Source organism: Photobacterium andalusiense, assembly GCF_900185625.1.
In the GTDB taxonomy this organism is placed as follows: domain Bacteria; phylum Pseudomonadota; class Gammaproteobacteria; order Enterobacterales; family Vibrionaceae; genus Photobacterium; species Photobacterium aquimaris.
In genome coordinates this window covers 144248-164438 of sequence record NZ_FYAJ01000007.1, presented here as the reverse complement: position 1 = coordinate 164438, position 20191 = coordinate 144248, and the positions used below count along the sequence as shown (strand labels likewise).

The 20191-nt window shown below is 37.0% G+C and carries 17 protein-coding genes; 11 read left to right on the top strand and 6 right to left on the bottom strand.

Features of this window, described 5'->3' with window-relative positions; all coding sequences use genetic code 11:
* Positions 1–9 precede the first annotated feature (9 nt).
* The 3 genes from PAND9192_RS15675 to PAND9192_RS15665 form a co-directional block, all read right to left on the bottom strand.
* On the bottom strand, positions 10–2073 hold the full coding sequence (locus PAND9192_RS15675) for a P-loop ATPase, Sll1717 family (RefSeq protein WP_087854526.1): 2064 nt from the start codon (positions 2071–2073) through the stop codon (positions 10–12).
* Between the two features lie 27 nt (positions 2074–2100).
* Positions 2101–2805, bottom strand: a complete 705-nt coding sequence (locus PAND9192_RS15670; RefSeq protein WP_087854525.1) for a nucleotide-binding protein — start codon at positions 2803–2805, stop codon at positions 2101–2103.
* A gap of 328 nt (positions 2806–3133) precedes the next feature.
* Positions 3134–3631, bottom strand: coding sequence for a pilus assembly FimT family protein (locus PAND9192_RS15665; protein WP_087854524.1), 498 nt, complete (start codon positions 3629–3631; stop codon positions 3134–3136).
* A gap of 386 nt (positions 3632–4017) precedes the next feature.
* On the opposite strand from PAND9192_RS15665, the gene PAND9192_RS15660 reads away from it, so the two are divergent.
* From PAND9192_RS15660 to yjjX, 8 genes are all read left to right on the top strand, one after another.
* Entirely contained in the window at positions 4018–4260 is a 243-nt protein-coding gene (locus PAND9192_RS15660; RefSeq protein WP_087854523.1) for a hypothetical protein, read from the top strand.
* Between the two features lie 252 nt (positions 4261–4512).
* Positions 4513–5664, top strand: a complete 1152-nt coding sequence (locus tag PAND9192_RS15655; protein ID WP_087854522.1) for an iron-containing alcohol dehydrogenase — start codon at positions 4513–4515, stop codon at positions 5662–5664.
* A gap of 240 nt (positions 5665–5904) precedes the next feature.
* Positions 5905–6441 (top strand): HPP family protein, encoded by a 537-nt coding sequence (locus PAND9192_RS15650; protein WP_087821497.1) that lies wholly within the window; start codon positions 5905–5907, stop codon positions 6439–6441.
* A complete protein-coding gene (locus PAND9192_RS15645; protein ID WP_060997697.1) occupies positions 6434–6850 on the top strand; it encodes a universal stress protein in 417 nt (138 codons plus the stop codon). Before PAND9192_RS15650 ends, PAND9192_RS15645 begins: the two co-directional genes overlap by 8 nt.
* Before the next feature lie 321 nt (positions 6851–7171).
* A complete protein-coding gene (gene ahpC, locus PAND9192_RS15640; protein WP_065177314.1) occupies positions 7172–7729 on the top strand; it encodes an alkyl hydroperoxide reductase subunit C in 558 nt (185 codons plus the stop codon).
* Positions 7730–7981: 252 nt separating this feature from the next.
* On the top strand, positions 7982–9562 hold the full coding sequence (gene ahpF, locus PAND9192_RS15635) for an alkyl hydroperoxide reductase subunit F (protein ID WP_087854521.1): 1581 nt from the start codon (positions 7982–7984) through the stop codon (positions 9560–9562).
* Between the two features lie 664 nt (positions 9563–10226).
* Complete coding sequence (locus PAND9192_RS15630) at positions 10227–10865, top strand: helix-turn-helix domain-containing protein (RefSeq protein WP_060997694.1); 639 nt, start codon at positions 10227–10229, stop codon at positions 10863–10865.
* Between the two features lie 136 nt (positions 10866–11001).
* The gene (gene yjjX, locus PAND9192_RS15625; protein ID WP_087854520.1) at positions 11002–11517 is read left to right on the top strand and encodes an inosine/xanthosine triphosphatase; all 516 of its coding nucleotides are present in this window, start codon (positions 11002–11004) and stop codon (positions 11515–11517) included.
* A 65-nt stretch (positions 11518–11582) separates the two neighbouring features.
* Here yjjX and trpR read toward each other — a convergent pair whose 3' ends face one another.
* A complete protein-coding gene (gene trpR, locus PAND9192_RS15620) occupies positions 11583–11897 on the bottom strand; it encodes a trp operon repressor (protein WP_087854519.1) in 315 nt (104 codons plus the stop codon).
* Between the two features lie 598 nt (positions 11898–12495).
* Here trpR and PAND9192_RS15615 point away from each other — a divergent pair.
* Positions 12496–13380 (top strand): ATP-grasp fold amidoligase family protein, encoded by an 885-nt coding sequence (locus tag PAND9192_RS15615; RefSeq protein ID WP_087854518.1) that lies wholly within the window; start codon positions 12496–12498, stop codon positions 13378–13380.
* A gap of 163 nt (positions 13381–13543) precedes the next feature.
* Here the strand turns inward: PAND9192_RS15615 and sltY are convergent, their stop codons facing one another.
* Complete coding sequence (gene sltY, locus PAND9192_RS15610) at positions 13544–15481, bottom strand: murein transglycosylase (RefSeq protein WP_234999174.1); 1938 nt, start codon at positions 15479–15481, stop codon at positions 13544–13546.
* Between the two features lie 285 nt (positions 15482–15766).
* Here sltY and ettA point away from each other — a divergent pair, with 285 nt between their 5' ends.
* Complete coding sequence (gene ettA / locus PAND9192_RS15605) at positions 15767–17434, top strand: energy-dependent translational throttle protein EttA (protein ID WP_087854516.1); 1668 nt, start codon at positions 15767–15769, stop codon at positions 17432–17434.
* 272 nt (positions 17435–17706) lie between these two features.
* The gene (locus PAND9192_RS15600) at positions 17707–18690 is read left to right on the top strand and encodes a M23 family metallopeptidase (protein ID WP_087854515.1); all 984 of its coding nucleotides are present in this window, start codon (positions 17707–17709) and stop codon (positions 18688–18690) included.
* Between the two features lie 97 nt (positions 18691–18787).
* On the opposite strand, the gene radA is transcribed toward PAND9192_RS15600, so the two are convergent.
* Positions 18788–20179, bottom strand: coding sequence for a DNA repair protein RadA (gene radA / locus PAND9192_RS15595; RefSeq protein WP_060997688.1), 1392 nt, complete (start codon positions 20177–20179; stop codon positions 18788–18790).
* Positions 20180–20191: the final 12 nt, after the last annotated feature.

Genomic DNA, 20191 nt, shown 5'->3' with positions numbered 1-20191 from the left:
TATATGGATTTATTTTTTCTTTATATTAACCCACGTGTTTGTATATGTTTTTATTAGCTTTTTCATTTCTTTATTTATGTCATCATGCTTTTGAGGGTTTCTGGACTTTGACAGTTGTCTTTCCAAAAATTTAGATGATAATTTTATAATTAAAATTCCTTTTTTATTATATATTTCTCTAACCCATTTTAGCTCTGTATCTTTCGATATGTTATTATCTTTATCCCTATTTATAATAAATGCTAACTTTATATCTTTATTGAATATTTTGTCAGAAATTGATAAGTAGTCGTTTCGACTTAAACCTTGTTTGTTATATATATTAATAAAAACTTCACTACATTTATATTCATTAAGTATTTCATTCCATATGTCTTTATTTCCGATATTTGTGGCAGATATGGTTGAAAAATTATTTTTTTGTGTTATCTCTATATTAACCAACTCTGCAGCCAAAAGTACTTTTATGGATTTTAGCACCCAAGAGTAAAAATCTAACTGTTCTTCATGTCCTTCAGCAATTTTATTTAAGTCAGATATTAGTGTCCCTATTTTTTGCTTTCTAAATTCTTTATCTATTGAACTTACTTCTATGTCATATTCATCATGAATATCTTCTGCGTTATTTATATTTAAACCTATATTTTGGTTATTTAATGCAAGTAAGTAACATGGATGTATTAGAAGTTTTGAGTCGGGGTTAAAATCTCTATCAGGGTCTTTACCGTCGTGGCAAAAAACATAAGAAGAAGATGTATCATTATATAATCCTATGAATCCAACACTATATAAACGTTGGATTACTTGGGCTGGATTATCGCTTAAAATCAAGTCCTGTTTGAGTAATTTATCAGAAACATCATTATTATCAAGTGCTTTGTTTATAAGATCGCAAGCTATATTAAGTGTAACTTCTTGTGGTTCATTACTGAAGCACTTAGTGAATCTCTCTAAGGCAGGAAAAACTGTTTCATATTCTTTATGTAAATCATTTAATCTATTATTAGATATTGTTTTTGCAGTTGCATCTATGTCTTCAAAAATAATATTTGTTCTATTTTGGCTTCCTGCTCTTAAAAAAGCATCATTCAATAAAACTAATATATCACGAGGTCTATATAGTGTTAGTTTTAATGCAAACCTAAAGCCTTTTAATGATTTTAATTCATCTGCAGTATGTGCATTCCACACTCTAGTATTATTTTCAACATTAGAGTTAAAAGCAACTCTTAATCTATTACATACTAAATTAAATAGATTGTATTCATCCCAATGAATTCTTAATGTCTGCCCTTCTATATTTCTTGTGAAGTCAGGATCATTTTTCGATATTGCTCTATATATGTTATCTCGAATGAATGCGAAAGCAATTACTTTTTCTTTAAGAATATGCTTTATATCTATTACTGATTGGACAAAACCATCTACAATCGCGACCCCTAAGTTGTCTGGAGTATATCCTTCATCTAATTTGTCAGCAAATAATACAAATTGAAACTTTCCTTTTTCTGCTGCTTCTAGTATCACTTCTTCTAATAAGTCTAATTCAAAAGCATCAGATAAATCGGCAATTCTAGACTCGGGTGATTTATTTTTATCATCAGATTCTAAAATGCTAATTAGTTTCCTTCTTATCTTTCTTGTAATATTATTTCTTCTTGATCCCCAATCAACAATATGTGATTGTATCGAATGTATATCCAAGAAATTTTTTAACTTATAATGATTTACCATTTCAGTTATAACTTCCATATATATGGCATATCGCCAAGCAAGTTTACTACCGGCTTTTATATGTAGGTAATTATCACCGAATAATTTAAGGACATCACGTAGACCTATTATTTGTTCTTCAACGGGAGTTATAACTAATACTTGGGTCTTTTGTCTATTTTCCCAATGTTTAGATAACATATGTACTAATGCACTTTTTCCTGTTCCTCGACGTCCTACAATAATGCAACGGTCATATGACTCTAATAATGATTTATATTCGGTTGTCTGCCAAAAAGAATTCTCAAGCATATTAACATCATGCTCAGCTCTAATATCACCAAGTATATTGCCTTTCATATTATTACCAACTAAAATTAATTAAATTTATAACATTTCAACTACTAGTTTTCTTCCTTTATCTGTAATTATATAATTATAATTATCTTCTTTTTTGATGTTGTTATTATTTTCTAAATTATTTATGTGGTAATAAAAAAAACCATGTTCAATTTTAAGGTACTCTCTTATTCTTTCTGCTTTAATACTTTTAGGTGTATTAAAAAGTACCTTTAATATTGATATTTGTTCTTCAGGGATAATAATATTTTCACTAATACTTTCCGTTTTCTCTTTTTTTGTGATTGTTTTTTTTAATTCTCTAACAGAATTACCAAGTGCAGCTTCTGAACTGTCTTTTTCCCATGAAGGATCATAAGTGAGAGTGTTAAAACCAGTAAGGTCACTTGGCATTACTGGGCTAGATTCTCCTCGTGGAACTAAGATAAAGCAGTTTTTCCTTCCATATTTGCCAATAAACATTCCTAACTCAAGGTATAAGTTGTCTCTTGCGACATTTACATTTTCGCCTCGTCGAGTAACGATGTCATCTGGAGTCATTACAAAAAGGCCATATTCATGTTTTTGTAATGCAATCTCTAGTTGCTCTAATGGATAGCCATTAGAGGAAAAAGTGCCTTGCGTCCAAATTTCAGCTCTAATATGGCTATGCTCTAGAAGAGCTTTAACTGTTTCTGCTATTTCTAATCCCTCAACAGAGGAAGCAATAAATAAATTTGATATATGATTCATTATAAATTATCTCAAGTATAATATTCTTTATTGGAATTAAAAAATATAATTTAAAACTATGAATATATTTAAATAAAAATTTCTCGCTGAGAATAGAGGTCAAAAGGGATCATGAAAAGAAAACAAGTAGAGTTATTAATATATGGTTACAAAAAATATTAAGAGATTTTTATTATTTTATCGTTATTACTTTACTTAGGTTGTTTTTATTTATAAATCTCTATTTTTGAAAGCCGATTTATTATTAATATGGTTCAATTGTTCATACAATAGTTTTATCTAGCTGCTTTTTCTTAGCTATATATATACATTCAATCCATACCATCACTTACCGATACAACCGCCCAAACATGTGCATTTGCATGGTGACTGCTTTACCACTCTCTTTCTCAAACGTTAACCAATCTATGATGCTCTCACCTGCATTGAACTTAGGATGCCCATTCATGCTATCGATCTTAATCGTGGCGTAGTCTTGATGCCGCTTAATGTTAAGTCCACTTAGACTATGGCCATCAACAATATAAAGGGTGTTGTCGTTGGTGGTGCAGCTGTTGGCCGTGGGTTCGGTGGTGGCAATAACGCACCAATCATCGGTATAGGTTTTGGTGTCAGTGAGGCCTACGGTGTGCAGATACACTTGTTTGTTGCGCATCACTGCTTCAGATTTTGCGGCAATGAATAGCCCTTTGAGTTCGGTAACCGTCCGTTCTACTTTATTACGTGCCATTAGGCCATGAAAGCTAGGTGCGGCTGCTGCGAGGACTATTGCTAAAATAGCGATAGTGAAAATTAACTCTAATAATGTAAACCCATTTTTATTCAAATTGTTACCTTTATTTGTGTATTACATTTGTACTACATTATAAGAATTTGAAGCGGTTAGCTTTCCACTCTGAGCCGTCGATTAATCCCTTGTCGTAATAGCCAGCCCAATCGAACAACTCAACAACTCAACAACTCAACAAATGTACCACCCACCAAATACAACTTAAGAGTTGTATTTAATCTAACGGCTCCTCCTCGCTTCTCGAAAACTCGCCCCTGCTTCTAAAATCTCGCCCCTAAAACCCACCATCCTAATTAACACTTAATTGGTAATAATCTTTTGCGTTTTATCTGTATTGTTTTGTTTTTGGTAATTGTTAATATAGCTCCATCGAAACGCAGACAGCGTTGACAAACAATGATAAAGATAAGGTTATACAACTCATGAAAACAGTTATTAAAGCAATTATCGCTACCGCTATTATCGCCACTTCTTACACTGCATCAGCACGTGATGGCGCATTTACTGGTAACGTTAGTTTCAATAACCAAGCCAATAATGCTGTTGTTGCTAGCCACTACGCTGTAAGCGGCACTGCTGACAAATCACATTCAGGAATTGTGGTAACTAACAAAAACAGCCACATGAGCTTTAATGACAAACTATTATCAGCAGCTGATAAATAATAATAGAGCATTAGAGTTTCCCTACTTTAGTTAAAAACAATTATTACTTATAAGTAATAGTGTTTTAGTTTTTACTCTATTGTTACCAAATTAGCGAGGTGTAGAATGGCTGCATCGACACAAACAATAACCACTAAGTTCGATATAACAGCAGCCGTTATTCGTTTTTGAAACGCGCAATCAAACAGATTCAGACTTATGGCTAACGCGGTAAGTCACTATAAATTAATAAATAATTATCGGAGTTTTACTATGAGCAATGTATTTTACATGCCACCTGTAACCTTAATGGGTCCTAACGCTATTCAATCTCTAGGTGCTGAACTTGCATCAAAAGAGCTGAAAAAAGCCCTTATCGTCACTGACAGTGTGTTAGTTGAAGTAGGTCTGGTTAGCAAACTAACTGACGAGTTAACTGCACATAACCTTGAATACGTTATCTATGATGGTGTGCAGCCAAACCCTACAGAGAAAAACATTGAAGATGGCCTAGAGCTACTTGCAAACAGCAATGCTGATTTTGTGATTTCATTTGGTGGTGGTTCATCACACGATACAGCGAAAGGTATCGCATTAGTGGCTGCTAACGGTGGTCATATTCGTGATTACTCAAAAGGTGTGCATCTATCTAAGAAACCACAACTGCCATTGGTAACCGTGAATACAACCGCAGGTACAGCTTCAGAAATGACAGTATTTGCTATCATCACGAACCAAGAAGATGAAACCAAATACCCAGTAGTTGATAAGCACTTCACGCCTATTATTGCAGTGAACGATTCAGAGCTAATGGTAGCAATGCCTAAGTTCCTAACGGCAACCACAGGTATGGACGCATTAACGCACGCCGTTGAAGCGTATGTTTCAACAGCTGCAACGCCAATTACTGATGCATCTGCAATCAAAGCGATTGAGTTAATTGTTAACAACTTAGAAGCAGTAGTGAATAACGGTCAAGACCGCGCAGCACGTGATGCAATGCAGTACGGCGAGTACCTTGCTGGTATGGCATTCTCTAATGCTTCTTTAGGTTACGTTCACTCAATGGCACACCAATTAGGTGGTGTTTACGACCTGTCACACGGTCTATGTAACGCAATCTTATTGGCTGAAGTTTCACGCTTTAACGCCAAGCAAGTACCAGAGCGTTTTGTTGATATTGCTAAAGCAATGGGTATCGACACCGCCGCAATGACGCAAGAGCAAGCCGTTAATGCTGCCCTTGAAGCAATTGATGCACTATCTGAAAAGGTAGGTACTAAGCAACGTTTAACTGACCTCGGTGTAACGGAAGATAAACTCGCATTCATGGCACAAAATGCCCTAAATGATGCCTGTTCTTTAACTAACCCACGTCAAGCAAGCTTAGAAGAAATCGTTAATATCTTTAAAGCACGGATGTAATTACCCTGACTATCGGTAATTAATCTGTCGAAAAGGCCGCTGATTTATCAGCGGCCTTTTTTTATATCTACAGCTTTGGCCTGAATATAGTTACACATAATAAACATAATATCGTGCTAGATTAAAACAGGGATCATGACCGCATTCTTAGATAATACTAATGAAGCATTAATATACCTCTCATTTTATTATACTTGTCATATAATATTAATAAATTGAACTAATAAGTAAGTATTACGAATGGATGATATACCAAAGGGGATCCATTATAAGATCACCCACCCAGCTCATAAACTTTGGATGATTGCATTAGTTGCCGCTGCTGGTTCTGCACTGTGTATTGGTATTCTTGCCTTTGTCGATGGTGTAGCCAAAGGAGACTATTTATTAGTCGCACCTTTTGGAGCCACCATGGTCTTGGTCTTTGGTTTACCGCAAAGTCCTTTGGCCCACCCTAAAAACGTCATATTTGGCCACCTAACAACAGCGATCACTGGCATTATATTTGCCAACTTTTTACCTGTCACATTTTGGTCTCTTGGGTTAGCGGTTGGTGTTGGAATATTTCTAATGATCATTCTTAATGTTACCCACCCACCAGCAGGGGGAAACCCGTTATTGATCATGTTAGGTGCCCATACCAGCATTCTGTTTGCGTTTTATCCCATTTTTGCAGGTAGCTGCATTATTGTTCTAATTGCACTGTTGTACCATGCATTAGTCTCTCGTTTAGAATATGCATGGGTTAATAAACCTAAAGAAGGCAAAGATGTATAAAAAAGTATTGTATGCGCTAGATATCGATTCAAAGCCCTATCTTCTCAAAGCGATTGCGTTAGCTGATCAACTCAATGCAGAACTGTTTGTGGGTTATGCCACCAATCTTGATGAACAGCTTTTTTCTGATGATGCATATTTAGGAAATACAGTTGGGAATGATATTGTTAATACCGAAAAAGAGGCGTTAGAAAAGAAAATAAAGGCCTTAATTACAGACACAAGCTTAAATAGAGATCATGTCTATATTGTTAATGGACCTATCGGTATGGCGATTGAACGATTGGCGACAAATTTATCGGTTGATTTAGTGGTTATGGCTAATTCTCACCATTATTTTAGCTTTTTATCAAAAAATGCCCTGCTAATAAAATTAGCAACTCATCATGATTTCTTAAGTTTATCTTGATGATAGCCGTATTAGCCCTGTTAAAAATGTCCTATTTTGTTATCAAATAAAATAGGACATTTTCATTAAGCTGAAACGTTCAAAACTCAATTAATAGCAATTCACCCTCCAGCATCACTACTTACCTATTCCCCACATTCCATTCTACGTAATAAAAACAAACCTCAAAAAATACCAATCCAACAATAATAGGTTTTGGCTATTGAATGTATCGGCTGTAACGATTTCCTTAACATTCCCATTTTGACAATAATGGCTTCAGAGATTTGATTTGCACTACAGCATAAAAAATTAAAATTATATTTAAAAGGATTCCATATTATGATCAACACAGAAATCAAGCCATTTAGCGCTACAGCATACAAAGAAGGCAACTTCGTAGAAATCACTGAAAAAGACGTTCTAGGTAAGTGGGCAGTATTCTTCTTCTACCCAGCTGACTTTACTTTCGTATGTCCAACTGAGCTTGGCGACCTAGCTGACCATTACGCAGAGCTTCAGTCTCGTGGCGTTGAAGTATTCTCAGTATCAACTGATACTCACTTTACTCACAAAGCATGGCACGACAGCTCTGACACTATCGGTAAAATCAACTACTACATGGTAGGTGACCAAACTGGTAACATTACTAATAACTTCAACGTTATGCGTGAAGGTCAAGGTCTTGCAGACCGCGCTACTTTCCTAATCGACCCACAAGGTGTTATCCAAGCAATGGAAATCACTGCAGAAGGCATCGGCCGTGAAGCTGAAGACCTAATGCGTAAAGTGAAAGCTGCACAATATGTTGCTGCGCACCCAGGTGAAGTTTGTCCTGCAAAATGGAAAGAAGGCGAAGCAACACTAACTCCTTCTCTAGACCTAGTTGGTAAGATCTAATCTTATTAACCTTTGATGATAATGTTTATTTTTGACATAGCGTCGAACTGAAATATTACTCATCCTACTTTTAAGTAAATCATTTATTTAAAAGTAATAAGGCATCAAACATAAACATCATGTTTGGTGCCTTATTAATTCAAAGACCTTCAAACATATTTACGCCTTTTTATATAGGCAATATGTCGTATTACAGTAGACCCGCATTGATTATCTGCTGTTAGGCCATGAACAAATTAAAAAGGCAAGATTATGTTAGAACAAAACATGAAGCAGCAGCTACAAGCGTATTTAGAAAATTTAAAAACTGACGTACAACTGGTATTAAGTTTAGATGATAGTGACACTGCACAAAAACTGCATGAGTTAGCTTACGAAATTGCAGAACTAAACGATAAAGTTAGTGTTATTGAGAATAATAATGCCAGCGTACGTAAACCTGTTATGCAAGTGGTTAACCCAACCAAACAGACCTCAATCAGCTTTGCCGGTCTACCAATGGGACACGAATTTACTTCATTGGTATTAGCACTACTGCACAGTGGTGGTCACCCAATGAAATTAGAACAAGCGGTTATCGATCAAATCGCAGCATTAGATCAAGACATCGTTGTTGAAACCTTCATTTCATTATCTTGCCAAAACTGTCCTGATGTTGTGCAGGCGTTCAACATGATGGCAGCGATTAACCCACGCATTAAAGCAAGTATGATTGATGGTGCGGCTTTCCAAGCGGAAGTAACAGAACGCAATATCATGGCTGTACCTACTGTTTATGTAAACGGTGAAGTATTTGGTCAAGGCCGTATGTCACTAACTGAAATTTTAAATAAGTTAGACACAGGCGCTGCTAAAAAAGCAGCAGCAAGCCTTAATGATAAAGCCCCATTTGACGTATTAGTCGTTGGTGGTGGTCCAGCTGGCGCATCAGCTGCTATTTACTCTGCACGTAAAGGTATTCGTACTGGTGTTGTTGCTGAGCGTTTTGGCGGTCAAGTAATGGATACCATGTCTATCGAGAACTTTATTTCTGTTCAAGAAACAACGGGTCCTCGCTTAGCAGCAAGCCTTGAAGAGCACGTAAAACAATACAACGTTGATATCATGAGTGAGCAACGTGTTAAGAATATTGTTGAAGCAACTGAAACTGAAGATGGTTATGCCCATATCTATCTTGAAAGTGGCGCAATTTTAAAATCTCGCAGTGTGATCATCAGTACTGGTGCTCGCTGGCGTGAAATGAACGTCCCAGGTGAACAAGAATACCGTAATAAAGGTGTTGCTTACTGCCCACACTGTGATGGTCCGTTATTCAAAGGTAAACGTACTGCTGTTATCGGTGGTGGTAACTCAGGTATTGAAGCTGCAATTGACCTTGCTGGTATTGTTGAGCATGTTACTGTGCTTGAATTTGCTGACACATTACGTGCCGACCAAGTGTTGATCAACAAAGCAGAAAGTATGCCTAACATCGACATTATTAAAATGGCACAAACAACTGAAGTGGTTGGCGATGGTACCCGTGTTACAGGCATTAGCTACAAAGATCGTAATACAGATGAAATCAAACACATCGAACTTGCAGGTATCTTTGTTCAAATCGGTTTAGTGCCAAATACTGAGTGGCTAAAAGAATCACCCGTTGCATTAACACCACGTGGTGAGATTGAAATTGGTGCTCACGGTAATACTAACGTTGAAGGCATTTTTGCTGCAGGTGATGTTACTACCGTTCCTTATAAGCAAATTATTATTGCAATGGGTGAAGGTGCAAAAGCAAGTTTAGGTGCTTTTGATTACTTAATTCGTACTCCTGCACCAACTGCTAAATAATAACCCACTAAATAAAAAACCTAAGTTATTAATACTTAGGTTTTTTTATATCTAAATTTTTCTTGTCATTCGATTTAGTGGCAATTTAGTCAATAAAAGCTTTCTTTCACACTGTAGCCATAATTTCACGAACTTCATGATCACAAGTTAATATACCGCACAGGTATTTTAACTTGTTTTCAGCGTCAATAAACCATGACTATCATCAACCTTATCAATAACAATATTAATACCCATAAAAACTATTTAATTTTATTATTGAGCAAAGTATCACTGAATAAATCAATTTTACAAAACAAATCACGATTTACAAAAATAAAAAAACAAATAAACACATTTATTTAACACTTTTAAGTTTACTTTTTAAGTATTAAAAATCATAACCTTACGAATACTGTTATTTTTTTTGTCAAAAATTATCGTTTCTATAATCTTTTATTTTCACATCAGCTGATTGCCTTTCCTGCCTCTAAACTTATTTTTTTTCGCGTATTTTGTTCCATTTTTTACCCATCTTTCCTATGGGGTATATTTCTTTAACCAAATCAATCCCACTTTTTAAGTAACTATGATTCCTTTTCTACACTTTTAAGTAATATGTTTTATAACTATTGAGAATGCATTTTTCATTCACACTCCCTATTTGAAGCAGGAAGCTAGTTACATGGAATATTTAGAAAGAATTAAGCGCTTGGCTAAAGTTCAAGGCATTAGTCAAAAACAACTTGGTGAAGCACTTAGTCTTCAGCAAGGTACAATGAGTCGTAAACTATCGGGTAAGTACGGTATTGAAGTACGCGAACTAGAAAAAATCGCTGAAACTCTAAATACATCAATTGGCTATATTCTAACGGGTCAAATTGATACTGGAACACAAGCAACAACGACTATCAGCACTCAACATGATAGCTCTGCGACCTGCACTTATATTCCAGTTATTCACCGTAAAGACTTTTCAGCTTACAATTTAGGTGATTCTGTTGAAGTAATCAGTAAGCGAGCGATCCCGCAACACTTAGAGCGTGATGCATGTCTAGGCTTGTTCATTGATAATGAAAACATTGCCCATTGCGCACCAGTCGGTAGCTACGCATTAGCAACTAAAGAAGCGGCTTATCGTCCAAAGCAACCAGTATTCGCTTCTGTTCGTGGTAGTGAGCCTGATTTTTACCACATGACTCAACTTGCTGATGGTGTTGTATTCTCGACCTCACAGCCAGATTTTCCTAACTTATTTGTTAATAACGGTGAGTTCCAAATTCACGGTTATATTATTCAATCAGACTGGGCTTACGACCGTTAATCACCACGGAATGCTCAACTAGGGATAAATACAAGCTCATCTTATTAGGTGGGCTTTTTTATTTGCTGTAATTTTGCCCTTAAATACGCTACTTTCGATCTGTTTATTCATGTTTTACTTTGACGAATAGTTAATTATGCCAACCATTATTGTCGCATCAGCTAACCCAGCCAAAATTACCGCTGTCAGTAATGCATTTAAGGATGCGTTTCCTCAGCAACAGTTTACGATCACAGGAGTAAGTACCGTCAGTGGCGTTCGTGATCAACCTTTAACTAGCGAAGAAACATTATTAGGAGCAAACAATCGCGTCGCTTATTGTCGAGAACGTTACCCAAATGCCGATTACATTGTTGGTTTAGAAGCAGGCTTAGATTGTAACTTTACCTTTGCATGGATGGTGATTGAACATCAAGGCAAGAAATCAACAGCTCGCTCAGCATCATTACCATTACCCCCACTCGCGTTAGCGAAAATAGCGCAAGGTATGGAGCTTGGAGATGTGATGGATGAAATGTTTGCTCAACAGAACATCAAGCAAAAAGGTGGCGCGATTGCGATGCTAACTCAACACTTATTAAGTCGTAGTAGTGTTTATCAACAAGCATTAATTTTAGCATTGATTCCTTTTTTAAATCCGGAATTATACTAAATTACAACACAGCGTTTATTTAAGCGCTGTGCATAAATGGCTAAAAATGGTTGAGTGACTAAATATTACAAACTGGATGAGCCATTTTTAGCTAGAAAATCAGCTAACCATGCTTTGGTATCATCATCTTGATGCTTTAGCTCATTTGAACCACGGGTAATTGTCGCCACACCCACACCAAGTAACTCACTAATTTTACGCTGACTACGTTCGCCATTAAGTAACTCGTGGATAATGTTTACGCGAGCAATCAAAGCTTCTCTTTCATCATGAGTTAATAACACTTTAAACAATAATTGCTCTCTTTGTTGTGTAGATGCTTGCTGAAGCAAATCCAAAACCTGTTGCCAATCAGTGTACTTCGGTGAGTCTATAGCCATTTTTATTTATCCCATCAGGCATTATCTCGGGCTTGCAGTGTACCGCGATTCCCACATCTGACCAAGCATGTGTTATTTTTATGATTCAGAACCTTATAAATAAATACTCGTACTTATAGCGCTTGCATTTATCAATAACGTTTTAGATTGATAACAATAACTTTTCACATCACTATTAATAAATAAAAAAACACAGTTAAGCATAATATATAACAAACCAGATCGTAATTTTATTTGTAGTTATTATATCAATTTGCTAAAAAGATATTCATCTATGAAATTTTTTTCTTCATTAATGTTAAAAAAAACAAATTAAATGAAATATATACATTATTACTGTAACATTTACCGTTAAAAATGGTGATTAATATACTTAACATATACCTGCCACCAAAACCATACAGCATTCTAATTGAAAAATGACATAGAGATAACATAGCAAATAGGATCAAAAGTTGTAATTTAGTTATACTAAGCTATTCATAAATAATACTGATGATCAGTTGATATATAAAGTATAAATAAATCTATTAAATTTGATTGTCAAATAGATAAACCAAACTTATAAGTCAAATAAATAACAGGCAGAGAACCTAAGATGGAAAGCTTACAATATCGATTGTTTTCAGGAATAGTATCCAAACTTCCAATAAAATTACGCTTACAGCTTTTATATTACCGTAAATATAAGAAATTCATTAATTACTCACACCCAAAAAGCTTTAATGAAAAAATACAATTAAAAAAGATTCATGATCGTAGTGAGTACTTAACAATTGGTGCTGATAAATTGGCAGCAAAAGAATTCATAAAAACAATTGCGCCAGAATTGTACATTCCAAAAACATTATGGGTTGCCAAATATATCGCTGATTTTGATATGTTCCCATTTAATAAAATGCCAAATGATTACGTATTAAAAGCGAACCATACTAGTCAAACGATTGAATTTGTACGTAATGGCAAACATTTTTCAAAGTCAGAGATGAAAGCATTTGCTGGACGTTGGTTTAAAAAAGATCAATCAGGTTCACTTGGTGAGTGGGGATACCAAAATATTCCACCACGTGTATTTGCTGAAGAGTTTCTTGATTTCAATGGCACAACTCCTGATGATTACAAACTGCATGTTATTGATGGTAAAGTAGAATTTATTCAATTAGACCAAGGTCGATTTGAAGAGCACTTCCGTAATCATTATGATCGAGATTGGAACGAATTAGGCATAACGGTCGTTTACCCACGTCGTGTACCTGTGCCTGAAAAACCTGAATTTATCGATAAGATGATCGAAATAGCAGAACGTATTGGTCAATATTATGACATGGTGCGAGTTGACTTATATTTCCATAATAATCAAATTACTTTTAGTGAATTAACTATGTACCCTGCTGCAGGTTTTGCTCCTTTCCCAGAAGAATGGGATGATAAATTTGGGGAGCGTTGGATTTTAGATTACCCAACATATTCACAGAAAAAATAAACCTATATTTATTTTATATCGGTTTAAATTTGTATTTTGCTACTGTATAGCGAACCACTACTGTTATCTCTCTGCATAACAGTAGTGGTTTTATTTTTACAATTACAATAAGTGTATTAAATAGATTAAACAGCTAAAACTATCAATAAAACACCTAATTCTATTAATAACGCGCATTTAATTCTGTAGGACTAAATAAAATCCCTTTATGTCCCATTAATTCATTGTAATAAATATCAAACATTAATACATTTTGAACATAACCACGTGTTTCATTAAACGGTATTTGTTCAATGAATGAATAAACATCTAATTTGCCTGCGGTTATTTTTTTCCACTGCGCAACTCGACCAGGCCCAGCATTATAAGATGCAAAAGCATAAATACGATTACCATCGTTACGCTCTAACATCATTTTTAAATAAGCACTGCCTAAACGAATATTAACACTTGGATCAAATAAACTTTGTTTACCTTGGTATTTATAATCAAGTTTTTTAGCCGTTTCAGCAGCTGTAGCTGGCATCAATTGCATTAAGCCACTTGCGCCAACATGTGATCGCGCGTGAATGTTTAACGCACTTTCTTGACGCGCTAATGCCATCATGGTCGATACTGGAATATTGCGTTGTTCACTGAAGAAATCAAATAGCCATTTATGGGCTAATGGGAATCTTAAAGTCATATGATCCCATAACTTACCTGAAATCGTCGCTTGTACTGCCAAGTAATGCCATTGATGCTTTTCAGCATATACCGCTAACTGACGCTTAGTTTGTACATTAGTAATTTTAGAGAGCAAATACCCCCACTCACGATTAGCCGCGGTCACTTTATCAAGTGCAATTAACTCTTTAACACGTGCTAGGCTCTTGTTATAAGGTGTTAATAAAGCAGTTGCCGTTGGCGCTTTAGTTAACGGGTACACAATTGGCTTATGCAATATCGTTGCCGCAGCCGCACTATAGAAATCTCGCTCGCCTAATAGTGAAGTATAAATCTTATCCGCTTGTTTTTTCTTGCCATTTTGCGCTAACAACTTCGCTTTCCAAAATGTCCAACGCGGCGTCTGTTGTGCTTCTTTTGGTAAGCGGTTAATCCATAATTGGGTTTGTTTCCAATTAGCTTCACGGATCGCATTACGTATACGGCGCTCTAAAAGAGTGGCGTTATCGCTGTCGGCTAATTTACTGTCACGCCATTGGGCTAACGCAGTATCATTGGTCGACATTAATCGAGAGGCTATCGCATCAGCCAGAGTTTGTCTGGTCGCTTTATCAAAATGTTGCCCGTGCATTACTCGATCATATTCAGCCACAGCTTGTGGCGTATCTTTACGGGCTAGCAATAAAAAAGCATTCTTGGTAAGCAACTGATTAAAAGGTGTTACTTTACTTTTCTTAGCAAATTCACCCACTTTTTGAGGCTGATTATATAGTGCTAATATAGTTTCACCTGTTGCTTTAGCATCACCGGTTAACAACTTATCAAGGTAGCTTAATAAACTATTATTACCTTTGGCATAGGCTAATACCATTCGGTCTAACACCATGGTATTGGTGCGTTTACCAGTGGCACTCCAACTATTTAATAACGCATCACAACTGGCTGGTAACGAGCTTCCCGTTTGCCATAATTTTTCAGCCCCCTGCCATGCTAATGTCGCCTTACCCGTTTGGGCTTTAGCATAATAAAAAGCACACTGTAGATCTGTCTGTCGTGGCACTGCTGGTTGAATCAATAAAAAATCATGCCAACGATCAGCCTTAACCAACTGATTTAAATAACGCGTTTTGATAGTTTGGCTAAAAGGCAGCATTTTATACTTATTGATAAAGACCTTTACTTGGCTAGTATTTTTAGTCGCTAGCTGGGCGTTAAATTCACGATATTCTAAGTAAGGATATAATGGATATCCTCCTAACTTGGTTTTTTGCTGATGAAATAATGCCATGTCATTGGCTGAAAACGCATTTTGCGCTTGTTCATACCATGTACGCTGCTGCTCTAATGTCGCTGCTTGAACACTCACGGCAGTGGTTAATCCGACGGTCAACAAAGCAAGTGAAAAAACTCGAGAATAACTAAATAGACGTGCCACGATTAACTCCATATAAAAAACGCCAAAACTTATCGATGATCCCTGCTCAATGATAGCAAAAAAAAGCACTATCAATACAATATCGCATCAATATCGGTCGTCACATACCTTAATGAATATATAATTACCATTAGGTATGATTGTGATGGTAAGCATTACAATAAACAATCGATTTTATCGCTAAAATACTTAACTCCACCAACGAATAACCAACAATTCGAGTGAACTTTTAAAGATTATAGGTACTATATAAGCTTCATTTTAGAGTAGAGATCACACACGGATATGGCTGATTACGTCTATACCATGTCGCGAGTGGGCAAAATCGTCCCACCTAAGCGTCAAATCTTAAAAGATATTTCATTAAGTTTCTTTCCTGGTGCCAAAATTGGTGTTTTAGGTCTTAATGGCTCAGGTAAGTCAACTTTACTGCGTATTATGGCTGGCATTGATACCGATATTGAAGGTGAAGCTCGCCCACAAGCGGGACTAAAAGTTGGTTACCTACCCCAAGAACCAGTACTAGATGAAACCAAAACAGTACGTGAGATTGTTGAAGAATCGGTGTCTGATGTTAAAGAGGCATTAATTCGTCTTGATCAAGTTTATGCAGCTTATGCTGAACCTGATGCTGATTTTGACGCTTTGGCAAAAGAACAAGGTGATTTAGAATCACTGATTGAAACCAAAGATGGTCATAACCTCGGTATGCAACTTGAGCGTGCTGCTGATGCTCTGCGTCTACCGGATTGGGATGCACCTATCAAGAACCTATCTGGTGGTGAGCGTCGTCGTGTTGCTATTTGTCGATTATTGCTTGATAAGCCAGATATGCTACTACTTGACGAGCCAACTAACCACTTAGATGCTGAGTCGGTTGCATGGCTGGAGCACTTCTTAGTTGATTACAGCGGTACTGTGGTAGCGATTACCCACGACCGTTACTTCCTAGACAATGCCGCTGGCTGGATCTTAGAGCTTGACCGTGGTGAAGGTATTCCATGGCAAGGTAACTACACCTCATGGCTTGAGCAAAAAGATGCGCGTCTAAAACAAGAATCATCGCAAGAACGTGCTTTGCAAAAAACCATCGAGAAAGAACTTGAATGGGTCCGTCAAAACCCTAAAGGTCGTCAAGCGAAATCAAAAGCACGTATGGCGCGCTTTGAAGAACTAAACACTAACGAACACCAAAAGCGTAATGAAACTAACGAGCTATTCATTCCACCAGGTGAGCGTTTAGGCGACAAAGTTATTGAGGTTAATAACCTGACTAAATCGTTTGGTGATCGCGTACTGATTGATGATTTATCATTCAGCATGCCAAAAGGTGCAATCGTCGGTATTATCGGTGCTAACGGTGCGGGTAAATCAACACTGTTTAAGATGCTAAGTGGTGAAGAGCAACCGGATTCTGGTTCAATTGAACTAGGTGAAACGGTGAAGTTGGCCTCGGTGGATCAGTTCCGCGATAGCATGAATGACAACAACACAGTTTATCAAGAAATTTCCGAAGGTGCTGATATTCTTAAGATCAACAACTTTGAAATTCCAGCACGTGCCTATGTATCACGCTTTAACTTTAAAGGCAGTGACCATCAAAAACGCATTGGCGACTTGTCAGGTGGTGAGCGTAACCGTGTTCACTTAGCGAAACTGCTAAAATCGGGCGGTAACGTATTACTACTCGATGAACCAACCAACGACCTTGACGTAGAAACGCTACGTGCATTAGAAGAAGCACTGCTTGAGTTCCCTGGTTGCGCTATGGTTATCTCGCACGACCGTTGGTTCCTTGACCGTGTTGCGACTCATATTCTTGACTATCGCGATGAAGGTAAAGTGAGTTTCTTTGAAGGTAACTTTACTGAATATACCGATTGGCTCAAGAAAACATTAGGCTCAGATGCTGCTGAACCACACCGTATCAAGTACAAACGTATTGCAAAATAATTGTATTATTACGCTGTAATCAAAAAAGAGCTGTGTAATCAGCTCTTTTTTATCAAAAATAAAAACAACTTTAAAATCAAATAGTTTTTAAAGTAACAGCAGAACAACATACTGTATTGCTTCATTTATGTGACGTCATGGCTAGCAATAATAAAAGCAACAACATAGACTGAGAGGCTTATTCGTTATCGCTAGTTGATTCGATATTAACCACTTTCAACGGTCTTAATCTCTGTCAACCTTCACTTATTTCTTAATAATAGCTATAGATTATGTCTCATATAGAACCATCATCGTCAGAGCCATCATTAACCAATAAATCGCCACACCCGCTACAACGCTATTATCGTGCCGCGATGATCATTACGGTCTGTGGTATTTTTAGCTATGGCAGTTATTCAATGTTTCACCTTTATCAAAATGCTAAAATTTCTCAGATCAAAGCTCAAAAATTAAGTGCCCAAGCATTAGCATTAAGTGCTTCACTATCTGAAGAAACGGCAATGAATCATAATCTTAACCAAGAATTAGCGAGTAAGAAAAAATCATTAGTTACCCTGAACCAGCGTATTGATGACATGGAAACAGTGCTGGGAATTGAGCCAGTTGATGAAACTCAAACCATCGCTCAACGGGTCGATACTGCTGCAATTAACTCCGCAGTCAGAGCAACGTTACTTCAGCTGATACCAAATGGTCCTCCGACACCAAATGTTCAATTAACATCTGGCTTTGGAACCCGCGTTCATCCGATCACCAAAAAGCGAAAACGCCATGATGGCCTTGATTTTGCAGCTAAAATTGGCACTCCGATCTATGCCCCCGCAGATGCTGTTATTGAGCGAGCTCGCAGCAGTAATTATGGTTACGGTAATCAATTAACCTTAAATCATACGATGGGGTTTATTTCGACTTACTCTCACATGAGTAAATTTAAAGTTAAGCAAGGTGAGTTTGTTAAAAAAGGCCAACTTATTGGTTGGACAGGTAATTCGGGACTATCAACCGGACCTCACTTACATTATGAAATTCGCTTTTTAGGCAAACCACTTAATCCACGGCCATTTGTTAAATGGAACATTGAAAACTTTGATGAGCTGTTTAAACAAGAAAAGAATGTTCAATGGGCATCGTTGCTAGACACCATCAATGGCATGGTTGCAATGCAGGTACAATTGACCGGCGATGAAAACCACGATATCGGTATCACTACTGTTAATTATACCAAGCCTATAAACAACCAAGACGATCTTTAATAACAGCCCTATCTATTTAGCACCCATTAAAAAGGCCAATCATATGATGATGATTGGCCTTACATAATCTAATCGTAACTCACTTATACCATTGGTGTTAGTTAATGAGCTCAATCAGTTCATGGATGGTTTTCACTGCGACAATTTTAGCCCCAAGCCCTTCCATTGATTTATGATAATTACGATAAGGAATAAAGATTTCAGTGAATCCATGTTGCGCCGCTTCTTTAACTCGCGGTACGCCACTATCAATCGGACGCACATCACCATTAAGACTTAACTCACCCATGATGCACGTTGTACGTGGCACCACAAATTCATTTAAACTACTCAGTAATGCTGCCACTAATGCCAAATCAATACAGGTTTCTGATTCGTCAATTTTTAAACCACCCACAATATTAAAAAATGTATCGTGAAAGATTTTGGTCTTGGCGTGCTTACGTAGAATTCCGGTTAACATCTTAATTCTATTCATATTTAATCCAACACAGACCCGCTGTGGAAACTCACCTTCAGTTTCTGTGGTTAGACATTGAATTTCTAATAAAATATTTCGATTACCTTTACGAATACAGGTGATCGCAGAGCCTGATGATTCGGTGGTAGAACCCGATAAGAAAATTTCACTTGGGTTATCAACACTGAGCATACCGCGCTCTGTCATACGAAAAATACCCACTGTATCAACGTCACCAAAGCGGTTTTTATTGGCGCGTAAGGTACGCACTTGGCCATCATTGGTGTCGATATGCAGTAACGCATCAACAATGTGAACCAGTGTTTGAGGCCCAGCAATTTCGTTATTTTTATTCACATGCGCAATCAAAAACATAGTAACGTTGTTTTGTTTACAGTATTGCGTCAACGCTTGTGCTGCTGTTTTTACTTGTGATGGTGAACCAGGACTACCATTGGCTAATTCTGTTGATACTGCTTGAATCGAGTCAATAACCGCAAATTTAATCTGTTTTGCTTCTAATTCAGCGATGATTGCTTCAACACTGGTTTCAGCCATCAGATATAAATTATCTTCATTACAGTCTAACTTTAAGCGATTAACACGGTTTTTAAACTGTGATAGTGATTCTTCCGCAGTACAGTACAGTGATGGCATCAGTTTAGACATTCGCGCCACTAAATCTGATAGCAAGGTTGTTTTACCCGCACCAGGATCACCTGAAATAATGTTCACAGAGCCTGTGGTTAATCCTCCACATAACACGCGATCAAGTTCACCAATACCAGTTAACATTTTCTGAGCATCAACAGCTTCAACTTCGTGCAGCTTTTTAGAGCCACCACCAGCAATACCTGCATAGCCTGACAAACTTGAACGTGCAGAAGTCACACTACCGGTTTTAGTGTTAGGAATCGTAAATTCAGTGATGGTATTCCATGATTTACACCCAGAACATTGGCCTTGCCAACGCGCAAAGTCCATACCACAGTCGCTACATACATACGCTCGTTTTGCTGCTTTTGCCATTCTAGTTCCTAC

What these genes read in the sequence shown, in the direction of transcription:
- PAND9192_RS15675 (WP_087854526.1), bottom strand. Translation starts at nt 2,073, where the DNA reads ATGAAAGGCAATATACTTGGTGATATTAGAGCTGAGCATGATGTTAAT.
- PAND9192_RS15670 (WP_087854525.1), bottom strand. Translation starts at nt 2,805, where the DNA reads ATGAATCATATATCAAATTTATTTATTGCTTCCTCTGTTGAGGGATTA.
- PAND9192_RS15660 (WP_087854523.1), top strand. Translation starts at nt 4,018, where the DNA reads ATGAAAACAGTTATTAAAGCAATTATCGCTACCGCTATTATCGCCACT.
- PAND9192_RS15655 (WP_087854522.1), top strand. Translation starts at nt 4,513, where the DNA reads ATGAGCAATGTATTTTACATGCCACCTGTAACCTTAATGGGTCCTAAC.
- PAND9192_RS15650 (WP_087821497.1), top strand. Translation starts at nt 5,905, where the DNA reads ATGGATGATATACCAAAGGGGATCCATTATAAGATCACCCACCCAGCT.
- PAND9192_RS15645 (WP_060997697.1), top strand. Translation starts at nt 6,434, where the DNA reads ATGTATAAAAAAGTATTGTATGCGCTAGATATCGATTCAAAGCCCTAT.
- ahpC (WP_065177314.1), top strand. Translation starts at nt 7,172, where the DNA reads ATGATCAACACAGAAATCAAGCCATTTAGCGCTACAGCATACAAAGAA.
- ahpF (WP_087854521.1), top strand. Translation starts at nt 7,982, where the DNA reads ATGTTAGAACAAAACATGAAGCAGCAGCTACAAGCGTATTTAGAAAAT.
- PAND9192_RS15630 (WP_060997694.1), top strand. Translation starts at nt 10,227, where the DNA reads ATGGAATATTTAGAAAGAATTAAGCGCTTGGCTAAAGTTCAAGGCATT.
- yjjX (WP_087854520.1), top strand. Translation starts at nt 11,002, where the DNA reads ATGCCAACCATTATTGTCGCATCAGCTAACCCAGCCAAAATTACCGCT.
- trpR (WP_087854519.1), bottom strand. Translation starts at nt 11,897, where the DNA reads ATGGCTATAGACTCACCGAAGTACACTGATTGGCAACAGGTTTTGGAT.
- PAND9192_RS15615 (WP_087854518.1), top strand. Translation starts at nt 12,496, where the DNA reads ATGGAAAGCTTACAATATCGATTGTTTTCAGGAATAGTATCCAAACTT.
- ettA (WP_087854516.1), top strand. Translation starts at nt 15,767, where the DNA reads ATGGCTGATTACGTCTATACCATGTCGCGAGTGGGCAAAATCGTCCCA.
- PAND9192_RS15600 (WP_087854515.1), top strand. Translation starts at nt 17,707, where the DNA reads ATGTCTCATATAGAACCATCATCGTCAGAGCCATCATTAACCAATAAA.
- radA (WP_060997688.1), bottom strand. Translation starts at nt 20,179, where the DNA reads ATGGCAAAAGCAGCAAAACGAGCGTATGTATGTAGCGACTGTGGTATG.